We start from the raw sequence: 15,191 nt of genomic DNA on the forward strand, positions 1-15,191 counted from the left end.
ATCGGTGCGGGGCGTGCCGATCGGACGAGGGTGACGGTACAGCATGAGTTCTGGTGAATTGAGGGCGAATGGGAGGTTCTGGGGGGAGGGGCGGGGAGCGGACGAAGAGAACCCGGGGCCGGCGGGTACGCGCCGACCCCGGGCCGATCGATCGGACGGGAGATCGCTCCCTCCGTCCTAGCGGGTCGTACCCGGAAGGCTCCAGGGCAGTGAGTCCAGGAGTTCGTTCCACTCGGCCGCGCCGATCGGGTCGATGACGAGCTCGGGGCTCTCCTGCTCCGCGCTCTCCCGGGTCGTGGTCTCGGTGCCATCGGCGGTGTCCGTCGCTTCGGGGGCGACCTCCTCGACGGGCGCCTCGGCCGGGGCCTCCTCGGTGGTCTCCTCCGAGCCGAAGGCCACCTCCTCCGCGTCGCGGATCATCCCGGCGATCAGGTCGGAGACCTGGTCGAGCACGCCCTCGACCTCCTCGTCCCGAAGCGAGAACCGCTGGGCGCAGTCGTCGGTCGCGGCGGCCTTGTCGCCCTCGTCGCCGTAGTACCAGACGGTGGCGAGCAGACGGTCGCGCCCGGTGTCGTCCAAGGGCTTCGCGGCCAACGCCTCGTCGAGGTACCGCTCGGCGGTGGGGGTCATCCTGGATCGGTCGAGTCGGCTCTCCCCGGTGTCGAGGTCGACGAAGCGTTCGATCAGGCAGGTCTTCACCTCACGGGAGGTGACGCCTTCGGGGAGCCCGACGCCCTCGGAGACGCTCTCCTCGGCCGGGGTCTCGGGGGCCGTCACCTCGGTGGCCCCCTCCTGGGCGGGCGCCTCTTCGGCGACCTCCTCGGTGGGTGCCTCGGCCTGGCCCTCCTCGGCGGCGGTCTCCTCGGCGGGGGCCTGCTCGGTGGGGGTCTCCTCCTTCACCGCCTCCTCGGCGGGGGTCTCGACCTCCCCCTGACCGGAGGCGGGCCCGGCCGGGGTCTCCTGAGCGGCGGTCTCCTCGGCGGGGGTCTCCTCCACCGGCACCTCCTCGGACACGGCCTCCGCGGCGGCCTCCTCGGTCACGGGTTCCACGGCGACGGTCTCGGCCGCGGGTTCCTCGGTCGTCGCGGGCACGTTCTCGATCGCGGCGCCGTCGTCCAACGGGGCGACCGCCTCGGCCATCCGCAGCAGTTCGGCCCGATCCCACAGTTCGGGGCGCAGATGCGTGGTGACGGCGATGCCCGGCTCCTCGACCCAGAAGAGGTCGCCGGTCCCCTCGGACAGATAGGCCCCGCTCGGGAACGTCTCGCTCTCGGGGAGCGCCTCCAACGAGTCCTTGGACAGGTGGCTGTAGCGGCTCTCCCGGAGGTCCTCCAGGTCCTGGACGCGTTCGGAGCGCAGGATCCCGACCCGGGCGTAGAGCTGGTCGGGGCCTCGGACCCACGAGACACGTGACTCCCGGTCCCCGTGACGGTCCGTCGTGGACGTGGCGTTGATGCCGTAGTCGCCCAGTTCCGGGGGAAGGTAGCCGATCTCGTACCCGTCGATGCTGTACGAGGACGTCCCCTGTTCGATCATCGGCCAGGCGAACGCCTGGGCGTCCCTGTCGTCCGCCGCCGCCGTTCCGGCGAGGCCGACCAGACCCGAGGTCGAGATCGCGGCGGCGCCGAGGAGCGCGACCCACCTCTTGTGGTGCTTGCGCATGCGTGTTCCTTCCCATCGACTACTGCTAGTGATTTTTTCAAGACCCTCCGTGTTTACCGAAGGGCTTGTAGTCAAAAATCGGACATGAAGTAGCCAAAGGCATACATAGGGTGAGATTCGTCGGTCATGGTGGTTTCGGCCACCAGAAGATGGGCGGCGGATCACCGACTGCTCCGCGCACGGTCACCGACAGGTCACCGGGCGCGCTCACCCTGAAGGGTGCAGTCGGCCAGTCCACGCGAATATGGGAGGCCCGGTGCACCAGCGCATCGGTTTCATCGTCGGAGTCACAACACTCTCGTTGTCCGTTCTCGCGAGCCCCGCTCTCGCGACCACGTCCGCTCTCGCTCCGCAGGAACGTGAGACGACCACACCGACCACCACCGGTTCGGCCGGCCCCGGGGCGCAGCGCGTCGGACTCGACTCCGAGACCTCGTCCCGCCCGATCATCGCCGTCGCCCACCGGGGGGCCTCGGGCACCGCGCCCGAGAACACCCTCGCGGCCATCGACGAGGCCGACCGACTCGGCGCGGAGACCGTCGAGGTCGACGTCCAGCTCACCGCGGACGACGAGCTCGTCATCATGCACGACACCACGCTCGAACGCACCACCGACGTCGCCGAGGTCTTCCCCGGCCGGGCGCCCTACGACGTCGGCGACTTCACGATGGAGGAGATCCGCCGCCTCGACGCCGGAAGTTCCTTCGGGCCCGAGTACACGGGCGAACCGGTCCCCGACCTGCGCGAGGTCCTGGACCGCCTCCAGGAACACGAGATGAACCTGCTCCTGGAGATCAAGGCCCCCGAGCTCTACCCCGGGATCGAGAAGCGGATCGCGGACGAACTGGCGCGGAGCCCCTACTGGCTGATGCCCGACTCGCCCGACGAGCCGCACCGCCTCGTGGTGCAGAGCTTCGACTGGGAGTCCACCGAGCTGTCGCAGGAGCTGCTGCCCTCCGTTCCGCACGGTCTGCTCGGCCTGGTCCCCGTGGACCGGATCGAGGAGCACTCCTGGGCCCGCATGATCAACCCCTCCTACAAGGACGTCGACGCCGACTACGTGTCCGCCGTCCACGAGGCGGGCCTGGAGATCATGCCGTACACGATCAACGACCCCGAGCAGATGCGCCGGACCCTGGAGACCGGGGTCGACGGGTTCATCACCGACTTCCCCGCCGTGGGCCGGGACGTCATCGACGAGTTCCTCGCCGAGCGTGAGCGGTCGACGGAGGACGACCAGGGGCAGGACGAGAACGACGACGATCAGGGGCAGGACGAGGACTAGCCGCTCCTTCCGCCCCGGTCGTGGGGCGAGGATCGATCCGGTGGCCCCGGTCTCCGACGGCTCTCGACGTCGGTGCGATGATCGGTGCCGGAACGAACCTCAGCACCCGGTTCCGGAGGAGCCCGAACGGCACCTTCCGGAACCGGGCCGGCCAGGAAGCGGAGACCACGTGAGCGACCGGCTGTCCGTCCCCGAGGAGTACATCGACCGGCACACCAAGGGCCTGTGGTGGCCGAGGGATCCCATCACCCTCGACGAGTTCGCCTCTCGTCGGGATCATCTGTTCACCGGGCCGTTCACCTGGCCGCTCATGGTGTTGCGCGCCTCGGACCTGGACCGCAACCTCTCCGCGCTCTCCGACTTCTCCCGGGAGCGCGGTCTGCTGTTCGCCCCGCACGGCAAGACCGCGATGTCGCCGGTCATCACCCGGCGTCAGATCGAGGCGGGGGCCTGGGGGATCACCGCGGCCACCGCGGGCCAGGCACTGGCCTTCCGCGGCTTCGGGGTGAGTCGGATCCTGGTCGCCAACGAGCTGCTCGACCCCAAGGCCTTGAGCTGGGCGGTCGCCGAGCTCGACGCCGATCCCGACTTCGAGTTCCTCTTCTACGTCGACTCCTCGGAGGGCGTCGCGATCGCCTCGGAGGCCTCGGCGCCCGGCGGAGTCACGCGCGAGAACGGCCGCCCGCTCCGGGTGCTGGTCGAACGGGGGACCCCCGGCGGCCGTACGGGGCGACGGACACGCGAGGGCGTACTGTCGATCGCCCGCGAGGTCGTGAACGCGCCGGGACTGGAGCTCGCCGGGGTCGCGGGCTACGAGGGACAGCTCGGCGACGCCGAGGGCGTGCGGGGATTCCTGGACGATCTCCTCGAAGACGCGTCGGCCCTGGCCGGGGAGCACGGTCTGGAACGGCCGGTGCTCTCCGTCGGCGGCAGCGCCTGGTTCGACCTGGTCGCCGACGCCCTGGGCGGCCGCGAGGACGTGGTCCCGATCCTGCGCAGTGGCGCCTACGTCGCCCACGACGACGGGCTCTACCGGCGCACGACCCCCTACAACCGTCTTCCCGAGGGTCCGGAGGCCCTCGCCGGCGCCCTCGAACTGTGGGCGCAGATCACCTCGGTCCCGGAGGAGGGCCTGGCGATCGCCGGGATGGGCCGCCGCGAGGCCAACCACGACCAGGGGTATCCGATCCCCCGGGTGGTACGCCGCGTGGACGGGGAGACCGTGCCGGCGGAGGGGATCGAGGTGGTCGGGCTCAACGACCACCACGCCTACCTCGAGGTGTCCTCCGGTACCACCCTGCGCCCGGGGGATCTGGTCTCCTTCGGGATCTCCCACCCGTGCACGGCCTTCGACCGTTGGCGGATCATCCCGGTCGTCGATGACGAGGACCGGGTGGTCGACGTCATCGCCACCTACTTCTGAGCCTCCCGCGGCCGAAGGCGGGGGCGGTGCGCTCGCACCGCCCCCGCGCGGGCTCAGGCCCGGTCGTGGCCCTGCTCGGGCGCCTCACCGTCGGGGGAGTAGCCCCAGCCGTACACACCGGGACGGGTGTGCCAGGGACGAGGACCGTCCAGGGGGCGGTACTCCACCCCCGCCGCGTCCAGGCGGCGCAGGTGTTCCCGAAGGCGCGGTTCGAAGGCGGCGTAGTCGCGTTCGTGGGAGGACCACACCTTCTCCGAGAAGGCGGTCAGCCGCGGGAAGACCATGTAGTCGAGCCGGCGCGCGTTGTCGACGTGCTCGCTCCACAGGTTCATCTGGGCGCCCAGCACGTGCTCGGTCTCCTCCTCGGTGAGACCGGACGGGACGATCCCGGAGTCGTACACGTCCTCCACCCGGAGCAGGGTGCCCACGGGGACGGGCTCGTCGGGGCTCTCGGACTGCTTGTAGTCCAGGTAGGACGTGGCGGTGGGGGCCATGATCACGTCGTGGCCGGCGCGCGCGGCGTCGATCCCGCCCTCCTCGCCCCGCCAGGACATCACCGTGGCGCCCGGGGCCAGACCGCCCTCGAGGATCTCGTCCCAGCCGAGCAGACGCCGGCCCCGGGCGGTCAGGTGGTCGTCCAACTGTCGGATGAACCAGCTCTGGAGCTCGTCCTCGTCGGCGAGGCCCTCGTCCCGGATCCTCTTCTGCGCCGACTCGCTGTTCTTCCACTGGGTCTTGGGGCACTCGTCCCCGCCCACGTGCACGTAGGTGCTGGGGAACAGCTCGATGAGCTCGTCGAAGACGTTCTTGTAGAACTCCAGCACGTTGTCGGTGACCGCCAGCACCTCCTCGAAGATGCCCCACTGCGTGCCGACCGGGATCTCTCCGACCTCGCCCAGTTCGGGGTAGGCGTGGATGGCGGCCTGGGAGTGCCCGGGCACGTCGATCTCCGGGACGACCGTGACGTGGCGGGCGTCGGCGTAGGCCACGATCTCGCGGATGTCGTCCTGGGTGAGGAAACCGCCGTGCGGTCGACCGTCGAACACGGGGGGCTTGGAGGTGCCGACCTGGCTCTCGGTCCGCCAGGAGCCCACCTCGGTCAGGCGGGGGTAGCGACGGATCTCGATCCGCCATCCCTGGTCGTCGGTCAGGTGCAGGTGCAGCACGTTGAGCTTGTGCAGGGCCAGCAGGTCGATGAAGCGCAGGATCTCGCGCTTGGGCTGGAAGTGCCGGGCGATGTCCAGCATGGCCCCGCGCCATCGGAATCGGGGGGCGTCGGTGATGTGCACCGCGGGGAGTCGCCAGACGGTCTCCTCGCCCAAGGGCGCGTCACGGTAGGCGTCGACGGGGAGGAGCTGGCGCAGGGTCTGGGCTCCGTAGAAGACACCGGCGGGGTCGTTGCCGACGATGATGGCGCCCTCCCCGTCGACGATCAGACGGTAGCCCTCACGGCCGAGGCCCGCGGTCGGATCGACGCTCAACCGGATCCGGGCGTCCTCCTCATCGCCGACGTTCAGGGGCAGACCGGTCGCGGCGCCGAGCTCGCGCCGGAGCCAGGAGAGGGTGCCCTTGGCCTCGTTGTCGGCCGAGAGACGGGTGGTGGCGGTGAGCACCAGCCCCTCCTCTCCTTCCGTCCTGATCTCGCGGGGGAGAGGGACCAGGGACATGGGTGAGGTGCGGGGGTTGTCAGACATGGAGTACTGCTCCTATCCGGTCTAGACCAATACCGGACATAGTGTCACGCTCGCCGAACGAGGCACAGCCCCACCGTCTAACGGTCGTGAGGGTCCCTTTTTTAGGGCTACCCAATACCTACTTTTGACCCCGAAAGGCTCTTAACGCACCGGCTTTTGCGGGAGACGTAGGGACAGAGGACCGATGTCGGCGTCGCCGAAACGCGATCGCGCGCCGAACGCCCTCGCCCGGTGGTCGGGTCTACCCCTCTCTCCGAGGTGGGGGTGACACGACCGAGGAGACGGGGGCTGACGTTATCGCCTGCTCACGGCCCCGACCGTACTGTTCTGGCCATACCCGTTCTCCTGTCGGACACGGGCGCGACCGAGTGGTGGGGGTACCGGGGATGCGGGGAACGCGGGAGACCGTTCCGAGCGGGGCGGGACGGTGGCGCTGATGGTGTGGTCCGTGCTCATCGCCATGGTGGGCGCCTTCAGTCTGGCGTTGGGTTCGGCCCTCCAGGAACGCGACGCCGTCCGGGCTCCGGGGGAACAGGTGGCCCGCGCGGGTTTCCTCCTCCACCTGTTGCGCCAACCGCGCTGGCTCGTGGGGACCGGGGCCGCCGCGCTGGGCGCCTCTCTGCACCTGGTGGCGCTCAGTGGAGCCCCGCTCACCATCATCCAGCCCATCGGGGTCACCGGCCTACTGTTCGCCATCGTGCTGTCGGCGTTCTTCAACCGTCAGCGTGTCCGCGTCTCGCAGATCGTCGCGGGCGTGGCGGTGATGGTCGGCCTGGCCGGTGTGCTGTCGCTGTTCCCGCACAGCTCCCGGCCCCCCGTCATGTCGACGGGGACCGGTCTGGCGCTGGCCGGCACCATCATCGCCTTCGGGGCGATCGTCTACCTCACCGCCCGTTGGATGCCCAGCGGGGCCCGGGCGCTCGCCCTGGCCCTGGCGGGTGGCGCCGCGCTCGGAACGACCTCGGGCCTGGCCCGGGTGATCACCGCCGGGGCCGTGACCGATCCGCTGCGGCTGTTCGACTGGCTCACCCTGATGGCCGTGGTGACCGCGGTCTTCGGCGCCCTGCTCCTACAGAACGCCTACCGGACCGGCCACTTCGCCGCCGCCTACGCGACCCTGCTCATCGCCGACCCGGTGGTCGGGGTGGGGATCGGGGCCCTCCTACTCGGAGAAGGGGTGCCCGGAACGCTCGCCGCCCAGGTCGGAGCCGGGATCTTCGCGCTCACGGCGATCCTGGGGACGGTGAGCCTGGCCCGTTCCCGACATCGCAACCCGGAGGCACCGGGGCGCGCGACCACCACCGTCACCAGGCGGCACCGACCGCGGTGACCCCCGACCGAACGTCAGGACCACGTCGTACGAAGGAGTGCCCGTCATGGCCCAGTCCGCCCGTCCTCTGAACGTGCTCATCGCCTCGGACACCTACCCGCCCGACGTCAACGGCGCCGGATACTTCACCCACCGTCTCGCCGAGGGTCTGGCCGAGCGAGGGCACCACGTCCACGTACTCTGCCCCTCGGACGAGGGGGACCCCTACGTGACGGTGAACGGGGCGGTCACCGAGCACCGGCTGCGTTCGGCCCCGATCCCCTTCCAACAGCACATGAGAGCGGCCCTGCCGTTGGGCATGGGCGGTCACATCACCCGTCTCCTCGGTCGGCTGGACCCCGACGTCGTCCACACCCAGAGCCATTTCACGCTCAGCCGTTCGGCGCTGCGTCGGGCCCGCGCGGTGGGGATCCCGGTCCTGCTGACCAACCACTTCATGCCGGACAACCTGTACGCGCACGCCCGGGTGCCGCGGCCGATGCAGCGGGTCGCGGGCGCGGCGGCCTGGCGGGACATGGTCCGGGTGGCGGCCGAGGCCGACCACGTGACCACGCCGACCCCGCGCGCCGCCGAGCTTCTGAGGGAGAAGGGGTACGCGCGGGAGGTCGAGGCGATCTCGTGCGGGATCGACCTGGAACGTTTCCATCCCCGACCCCGCGATCGTGCTCGCGCGCGGCTCCGTTTCGGTCTTCCCGACCGTGACACGGTGGTCTTCGTCGGCCGCCTGGACGAGGAGAAGCGGATCGGCGACACCGTTCGCGCGTTGGCGAGGATCGTTCCGGAGCGCGACGCGCAGTTGGTCCTGGCCGGGACGGGGCAGTGCGAGGAGGAGTTGCGCGCGCTCGCGGCCGGTCTCGGCGTGGGGGACAGGGTGTTCTTCCTGGGCTTCGTGCCCGACGAGGATCTGCCGTTGGTGTACGCGGCGGCGGACGCGTTCGCGATCGCGGGCGTGGCCGAACTACAGAGCATCGCCACGTTGGAGGCGATGTCGACGGGGCTGCCGGTGGTGGCCGCCGACGCGATGGCGTTGCCGCATCTGGTGGAGGAGGGGCGCAACGGCTTCCTCTTCCCGCCGGGCGACGACGCGCTGTTGGCGGAACGGCTGGCCACGGTGCTCGGTCCGGAGCGATCGAGGTTCGGGGCGGCCAGTCGGGAGATGGCCCTGGGCCACGATCACCGGCGTTCTCTCGAACGCTTCGAGCGGGTCTACGAGAGCCTGAGGGGACGGGGGACGCTCCGGGCGTCCTCACACCGTTCTCTGGTCGCCTGAAAGCGGTGAATTCCCAAGAAAGTGGACAAAAGCGCCTTAGGCCACTTTCCGTATTCTTTGCGTAGCCATCGGTGATCTTGGGGCACATCGGGAAACACACAGGTTGTGTGGTTCGAAGGCATCAGTGGACAGGTAGGCCTCGGCCGGAGCGCCGCGGGCGTGAACGCGACCGAGGGTCTCGACGAGCGGCTGCACAGCGCCGAACGCGAGGCGGGTTCCCACGAGCGTGACATGTCGTCGTTCGAGCGCGAACGCATCGACCTGGAGCATCGGGTGAGCCGGATGGAGGCCGAACTGGAGTCCCTGCGCAAACGAAGACTGGAAGTCTACGCGCGTTGGTGGAACGCCCGTGACGATCGCGATCGGGCCCGCCACGTCTGTCGTCGACTTCGCAAGAAGATCGACAAGGCGCGCAAACGGGGAGGCGGGGAATGAGGGCGCCGTGCTCGGCGCCCGTCCTCGATCCCGATCGTCGAACGTGACACGTCCGCCGAGACGCGTCGCGTTCGATGTCGTGCGCCCTCGTCCTCAGTAGGGGAGCTCCTCCCCGGAGGGTAGAGGGTCGATCTCCCCCTCCACATCGCGCGCCGCCTGCCTGAGCGCCTCCAGGGTCACCCGTACCGAGGGGCGACGCAGGGAGGCCGGCCGCAGCACCGCGTACAGGTGCCGGACCGGAGGCGAGGGCAGCCGACGGTAGACCAGCCCCGCCGGCGCGCCCACCATCGCCAACGCCGGGACCGCGGCGATCCCGATCCCGTTCGAGACCAGACTCAGGATCGTGCCCAGTCCCTCGAACTCCCATGTGGCCGCGGGCAGCCCGCCGACCTCGGAGAACAGGGAGTCCGTGCCGTACCGGGAGCGCTCTCCCGCCGGGGCCACGATCCACGATTCCCCCAACAGCCGGTCCAGCACCAAGGGCACGTCCGGGTCGGCCAGCCTGTGGTCCTCCGGGACCGCCAGCACCATCGGGTCCCGCAACAGGTGGACGTGGCGCAGCCCGCTGTCGGGCCCCCGTCCCGGGTCCTGTCCGGTCCAATCGTCGATGATCGCGATGTCGACCTCGCGTGAACGCACCTTCTGGGTGCCGGTGGCCAGAAGGGTCTGACGCAGGATGAGCTGCATGCCCTCGTGTCGGCGAAGCGGGGGAGCCAGCCGGGGGGCGAAGGCCACCGCGGCGGTCGGGAAGGCGGTGACGGTCACCACGCCCAGGGCGATGTCCGCCTGTTCGGCGAGGACGGATTCGGTCGCCTCCACCAAGGCCAGGATCTCCTCCGCCTGGGTGACCAGCAACCGCCCGGCGTCGGTCAGTTCGGCCCCTCTCGGGGAGCGGTCCAAGAGCGCGACCCCCGTCTCCCGTTCGAGTGTGGCCAACTGCTGGGAGACGGCCGAAGGCGTGTATCCGAGGGCGTTCGCGGTCGCGACGATGGTGCCTCGAACGCTGAACTCACGGAGCAATTGGAGGCGACGGAGATCGAGCATAAGGACATCTTATGCTCAGCATCGAAAAGACTCGCTTGTACTGATGGAGATTCCGGGGGAGGGTGAGGGTCAAAGGTCGTCCGCCCAGCGGATCACCGGTTCGAACAGGGGCTCAGCGCCTTAATCGATCAGTCGGAGATGAGTCGTCCATGACCGTCACTGTGTCCGCCACCCTCGCCGTCAACGAAGCTCTCAACGACAAGCGCCGCCAGGGGGTGCGTGTTCTGCCGCTCGGCTTCGGGGAGGCCGGGTTGCCGGTGCACCCGGTCATGCGAGACCGCCTCTCCGCCGGAAACGGGGCCAACGCCTACGGTCCCGTCGCCGGATCGGCCGCCCTGCGCGAGGCCGCCGCCGGTTACTGGGAACGTCGGGGACTCCCGACCGACCCCGGCATGGTCATCGCCGGTCCCGGAAGCAAGCCCCTGCTCTACAGCCTCCTGCTGGAGATCGGTGGGGACACCGCCATCGCCGCGCCCAGTTGGGTCAGCTACGCCGCGCAGAGCCGCCTGGTGGGACAGCGCCCCATCATGGTCCCGACCGCCACCGGCCAGGGCGGCGTACCCCAGCCCGACCTCCTGCACGCCGCCGTCACCGACGCCCGTGAGCAGGGACGTACGGTCAACGCCGTCGTCGTCACCGTCCCGGACAACCCGACCGGCACCGTCGCCTCGGCCGAGACCGTCCGCCGCCTCGCCGAGGTCGCCCGCGAACTCGATCTCGTCATCATCTCCGACGAGATCTACCGCGACCTGGTCCACCTCGGCCCCGAGGGCGAGGACCGCGTCGTCGTGCACAGCCCCGCGGAGTACGCGCCCGAGCGCACCGTCATCTCCAGCGGCCTGAGCAAGAACCTGGCCCTGGGCGGCTGGCGGATCGGCGTCCTGCGCCTGCCGGACTCCGAGATCGGCCACCGTCTGCGCGGGGGCCTGCTCGGGGTGGCCAGCGAGATCTGGTCGAGCCCCGCGGCCCCCGTCCAAGAGGCCGCGTCGTACGCCTTCACCGAGCCGGACGAACTCGTCGACCACATCGACCGCAGCCGCCGCCTGCACGGCATCGTGGCCCGCGCCGTCACCGACGTCTTCACCCGGGCCGGTGCCACGGTCGCCGCGCCGACCGCCGCCTTCTACCTCTACCCGGACTTCGAGCCTCTCCGCGAGCGTCTCGCGGAGCTGCACGGCGTGACCACCGGCCCCGGGCTCACGGGCCTGCTGCTGGAGCGGTACGGCATGGGCGTCCTGCCCGCGGTCGAGTTCGGAGAGAGCACCGACGCCCTGCGCATGCGGGTCGCCACCAGCCTTCTCTACGGCGAGTCCGAGGAGCGTCGTTACGCGGCCCTGTCCGCGCGTGACCCACTGGCCCTGCCGTGGGTCCGCGCCCACCTGACCCGCCTGTCCGAGGTGCTCGACTCGGTGCTCTCCGAGAGCCCGAAGCACGCCTCCACCGTCATCCCGGTCCGCCGCGAGGTGGCCCGGGCCTGAAGCGATCCGGTCGGTCTCCGACCGGTTCGTGGATGTGCCGCCGCGTTTTAAGGGGGCGCGGCGGCAACCCCGAACGGGTCCCTCCCCATATCTCTCCCGGGGAGGGGCCCGTTTCGTCGTTCTCGAGCGGTCAGGGTTCCCTGTGCGAGGGGAGCGGCTCTCCGGCCAGTTCACGGCTGGGGGCGATCACCGACCTGTAGTGCTCGATCAGCTCCTCGTTGATCGTCTCCCATGTCCGGTGGGCGACCGAGGGACGTGCCGCGGCGGCCATGGACGCCCGCACCGTCCGGTTGTGCGCCAGTCGGCCCACCGCCACCCTCAACTCCCGTACCGAGTCGGGCGCGTACAACAGCCCGTTGAGCCCGTCGGTCACCAGATCCAGCGGCCCGCCGGTGGCGGGGGCGACCACGGGCACCCCTGAGGCCAGGGCCTCCTGGACCGTCTGGCAGAACGTCTCGTCGGCCCCGGTGTGCACGAACACGTCCAGGGCCGCGTACAGACGCGAGAGGTCGTCTCCGGTGCGTCGTCCGGTGAACACCGCGTCCGGCAGGAGACGGCGCAGCCGGGGGAGGTCGGGGCCCTCCCCGACCACGACCAGGCGGATACCGCGCAGTCGGGCGACGTGGGCGAGCAGCTCCACCCGTTTGTCCTTGGACAGACGACCGACGTATCCCACGAGCGTCCGTCCGTCCGGGGAGAGCCTGCGGCGCAATTCCTCGGAACGGTGACCGGGGGAGAAGCGCACGGTGTCCACCCCGCGTCGCCACAGTGCCAGCCGGGGGAAGGAACGCGCGGAGAGGGCCTCCATCGTGGCGGAGGAGGGGACCAGGGTGCGGTCCACCGCAGAGTGGGTCCTGTGCAACAACGACCAGAGGCCGCCGGTCCAGGGCAGCCCGTAGCGGCCGGCGAAACCGGCCAGGTCGGTCTGGAAGACGCCGACGGTCGGCAGCGCCCAGCGGCGGGCCACCTCCACGGCGGTGGCGCCGAAGACGGTGGGGGAGGCCAGGTGCACCACGTCGGGGCCGAAGGAGCGCAGGGCCGCGGTCATCGTGCGGAGGAAGGGCAGCCCGACCGCGAAGTCGCGGTAGACGGGCAGGGGGACGGCGGGCATACGCACGACGGGGAGACCCGCGTACGAGGACGGTCCGCGGCCGGGCGCCAGGATGACGGCCCGGTGGCCTCGGGCGGACAGATGCTCGGCCACACGGCACACGGAGTTGGTGACCCCGTTGACCTGGGGGAGGAAGGATTCGGTCACGATGGCCACCCTCAGGGGACGGCCGTGATCGGTGGTCGGGGGGAGGACGGTGAGCGGGGTGGTGGGGGACATGCGAACGGGCTCCCAACGCCGGGTTCTCGCTGTCCACGACGCTAGGCTCGGCGGGTGAACCGGGGACGCTTCCCGGACGAACCCGGTCCGAAGGCGGGGCGTGGGTTCGACGAGCAGGGGGTGACGTGGCCGGTACGGGCGGTCGTCCTCCGTATGACCCCGCACATCGCTATCATCACTTTATGTAGTCAAAAGAACGCTCTAGGGAGTTGATCGGTGACCCTCCAGGAATGGACGGAACTGGTACGCGAGGAACTCGGCGCGGCCGGAGGCGAGCCGCTCTACAAGGCCGACGTCGACCGTGTCCTCGACCTCGCGCGGGACGCGGCGCACTCCGTGGCACGCCCGGCCGCGCCGCTCACGACCTACCTGCTCGGTGTGGCCGTAGGTCGAGGCGTCGACCCCGAGGTCGCCGCGGACGCGCTCACACGTCTGGCGTTGGAGCAGGTCGAGGGCGGAAAGGACTGAACGGGACAAGACGGCGGGAGTCGGGATCGACGCGACGCAACGTTCATGTGGAACACATGTGACGTGTTCGTTACGCGTCGGTGCCATTCTGTGCCGATATCGCGCAGCGCTCGCCAGTGCCGACGTGACCACGAGAGCGTCGGTTCCCCCGCTTCGTCGCCGGTCCTCTCGACCCCGCACACTCACCGAAAGGGAGCTCCCCTGTGGACCAACTCCTTGAGATGGCCGATCTCGTCAGCGGCATCATCTGGGGACCCTTCGTCCTCATCCCGCTGCTGCTGGGGGTCGGTGTCTTCCTCACCGTCCGGCTGGGACTCATCCAGCTCATCCGCCTCCCGCACGCGATGTGGTTGGCCTTCGTCCGCCGTAAGGAGGACGCGTCCGTCGAGGGCGACATCTCGCACTACCAGGCCCTGAGCACCGCCCTGGCCGCCACCGTCGGCGTCGGCAACATCGCGGGCGCGGCGTTGGCCATCGGTATCGGCGGCCCGGGGTCCCTGTTCTGGATGTGGGTCATCGGCATCTTCGGGATGGCGACCAAGTACAGCGAGGCCCTCCTGGGGGTGAAGTACCGTCGCGCCGACGCCAAGGGCGAACAGAGCGGCGGTCCGATGTACTACCTCAAGTACGGCATCAAGGGCGGCCTCGGCGCCACCCTCGGGGTGGCGTTCGCGGTCTTCGGCGCCATCGCCGCCTTCGGCATCGGCAACGGCACCCAGGCCAACACCCTGACCCAGCAGGTCACCAGCGTGACCCCGCTGCCGGCCTGGCTCGTCGGTCTGCTCCTCATGATCATCGCCGGTTCCGTCATCCTCGGCGGGATCAAGAGCATCGGCCGGGTCGCCTCCGCGCTCGTGCCGATCATGATCATCGGCTACGTGGGCATCTGCCTGATCGTGCTCGCGGTGAACTGGGCCGCCCTGCTGCCCGCGCTCCAGCTGGTCTTCTCCGACGCCTTCACCGGGACCGCCGCCACCGGCGGCTTCGCGGGCGCCGGCATCATGCTCGCCATCCAGATGGGCTTCGCCCGCGGCATCTTCTCCAACGAGTCCGGGCTGGGCACCGGCGGTATCGCCGCGGCCGCGGCCAAGACCACCCAGCCGGTCCGTCAGGCCATGGTCTCCATGACCCAGACCTTCATCGACACCATCATCGTGGTGAGCATGACCTGCATGGTCATCATCGTCACCGGTGTGTGGCAGACGGACAACGCGGGTGACGGCTCGCTGCTCACCTCTCGGGCCATGTCCGAGGGCCTGAGCGTCATCGACCCCGCCCTCGGCGCGGCCGGTACCTACATCGTCGCGATCTCCGTCGGCGTGTTCGCCTTCAGCACCCTGCTGGGCTGGGCCTACTACGGCGAGCGCTGCGTGGAGTTCCTCGGCGGCCGTAAGTTCGTGCTGCCCTACCGGCTCGTGTTCATCGCCATCATCTACGTCGGTTCCGTCGCCAGTCTCGACGCCGTCTGGCTGTTCAGCGACATCGCCAACGGTCTGATGGCGTTGCCGAACCTCGTGGGTCTGCTCCTGCTCTCCCCGGTCATCGTCGCCGAGACCAGGAAGTTCTTCGGATTCCCGAACTGGCGGGACCCGGACGCGGTCATGGAGGACGTCCGAAGCTAGGTCGTCCCTCGACACGATGAAGAACGAGGAGGGGGGCGGCGCCCCCAGGGGCCGGCCCCCCCCACCCGCAACCGGGGTGGGGGAACCCCCCGCGGGGGAGTGGGGGACGGGGCCCCGCCCCCCCCCCCCCGCCCTCACCGACCCCGGGGG

General features: G+C 70.1%; 12 protein-coding genes. 8 read left to right on the forward strand and 4 right to left on the reverse strand.

What is annotated here, in order from left to right:
- Positions 1-177: 177 nt before the first annotated feature.
- Complete coding sequence (locus U9J66_RS18125) at positions 178-1,662, reverse strand: hypothetical protein (protein WP_326338227.1); 1,485 nt, start codon at positions 1,660-1,662, stop codon at positions 178-180.
- 244 nt (positions 1,663-1,906) lie between these two features.
- On the opposite strand from U9J66_RS18125, the gene U9J66_RS18130 reads away from it, so the two are divergent.
- Positions 1,907-2,947 (forward strand): glycerophosphodiester phosphodiesterase, encoded by a 1,041-nt coding sequence (locus U9J66_RS18130; protein WP_326338228.1) that lies wholly within the window; start codon positions 1,907-1,909, stop codon positions 2,945-2,947.
- A gap of 169 nt (positions 2,948-3,116) precedes the next feature.
- The gene (locus tag U9J66_RS18135) at positions 3,117-4,370 is read left to right on the forward strand and encodes an alanine racemase (RefSeq protein WP_161111453.1); all 1,254 of its coding nucleotides are present in this window, start codon (positions 3,117-3,119) and stop codon (positions 4,368-4,370) included.
- Positions 4,371-4,423: 53 nt separating this feature from the next.
- Here the strand turns inward: U9J66_RS18135 and U9J66_RS18140 are convergent, their stop codons facing one another.
- Complete coding sequence (locus U9J66_RS18140; protein WP_042281214.1) at positions 4,424-6,064, reverse strand: beta-N-acetylhexosaminidase; 1,641 nt, start codon at positions 6,062-6,064, stop codon at positions 4,424-4,426.
- A 436-nt stretch (positions 6,065-6,500) separates the two neighbouring features.
- Between U9J66_RS18140 and U9J66_RS18145 the strand changes: the two genes are divergently transcribed.
- The 3 genes from U9J66_RS18145 to U9J66_RS18155 all read left to right on the forward strand — a co-directional run bounded on the left by U9J66_RS18145 (position 6,501) and on the right by U9J66_RS18155 (position 9,099).
- On the forward strand, positions 6,501-7,394 hold the full coding sequence (locus U9J66_RS18145; RefSeq protein ID WP_202423228.1) for a DMT family transporter: 894 nt from the start codon (positions 6,501-6,503) through the stop codon (positions 7,392-7,394).
- 46 nt (positions 7,395-7,440) lie between these two features.
- The gene (locus U9J66_RS18150) at positions 7,441-8,664 is read left to right on the forward strand and encodes a glycosyltransferase (protein WP_326338229.1); all 1,224 of its coding nucleotides are present in this window, start codon (positions 7,441-7,443) and stop codon (positions 8,662-8,664) included.
- A gap of 105 nt (positions 8,665-8,769) precedes the next feature.
- Positions 8,770-9,099 carry a hypothetical protein gene (locus U9J66_RS18155; protein ID WP_326338230.1) on the forward strand — a complete coding sequence of 110 codons (330 nt, stop codon included), beginning with the start codon at positions 8,770-8,772 and terminating at the stop codon, positions 9,097-9,099.
- 93 nt (positions 9,100-9,192) lie between these two features.
- Here the strand turns inward: U9J66_RS18155 and U9J66_RS18160 are convergent, their stop codons facing one another.
- On the reverse strand, positions 9,193-10,143 hold the full coding sequence (locus U9J66_RS18160) for a LysR family transcriptional regulator (protein ID WP_014908420.1): 951 nt from the start codon (positions 10,141-10,143) through the stop codon (positions 9,193-9,195).
- 149 nt (positions 10,144-10,292) lie between these two features.
- Between U9J66_RS18160 and U9J66_RS18165 the strand changes: the two genes are divergently transcribed.
- Positions 10,293-11,621: a pyridoxal phosphate-dependent aminotransferase gene (locus U9J66_RS18165; RefSeq protein ID WP_014911662.1), complete on the forward strand. Its 1,329-nt coding sequence runs from the start codon at positions 10,293-10,295 to the stop codon at positions 11,619-11,621.
- A gap of 130 nt (positions 11,622-11,751) precedes the next feature.
- Here the strand turns inward: U9J66_RS18165 and U9J66_RS18170 are convergent, their stop codons facing one another.
- Positions 11,752-12,951 (reverse strand): glycosyltransferase family 4 protein, encoded by a 1,200-nt coding sequence (locus U9J66_RS18170; RefSeq protein ID WP_326338231.1) that lies wholly within the window; start codon positions 12,949-12,951, stop codon positions 11,752-11,754.
- 216 nt (positions 12,952-13,167) lie between these two features.
- On the opposite strand from U9J66_RS18170, the gene U9J66_RS18175 reads away from it, so the two are divergent.
- The gene (locus tag U9J66_RS18175; protein ID WP_014912347.1) at positions 13,168-13,419 is read left to right on the forward strand and encodes a DUF6457 domain-containing protein; all 252 of its coding nucleotides are present in this window, start codon (positions 13,168-13,170) and stop codon (positions 13,417-13,419) included.
- A gap of 203 nt (positions 13,420-13,622) precedes the next feature.
- Positions 13,623-15,041, forward strand: a complete 1,419-nt coding sequence (locus tag U9J66_RS18180; RefSeq protein ID WP_326338232.1) for an alanine/glycine:cation symporter family protein — start codon at positions 13,623-13,625, stop codon at positions 15,039-15,041.
- The last annotated feature ends 150 nt before the right edge of the window (positions 15,042-15,191 follow it).

This window comes from Nocardiopsis sp. LDBS1602, from assembly GCF_035818715.1.
Lineage (GTDB): Bacteria > Actinomycetota > Actinomycetes > Streptosporangiales > Streptosporangiaceae > Nocardiopsis > Nocardiopsis alba.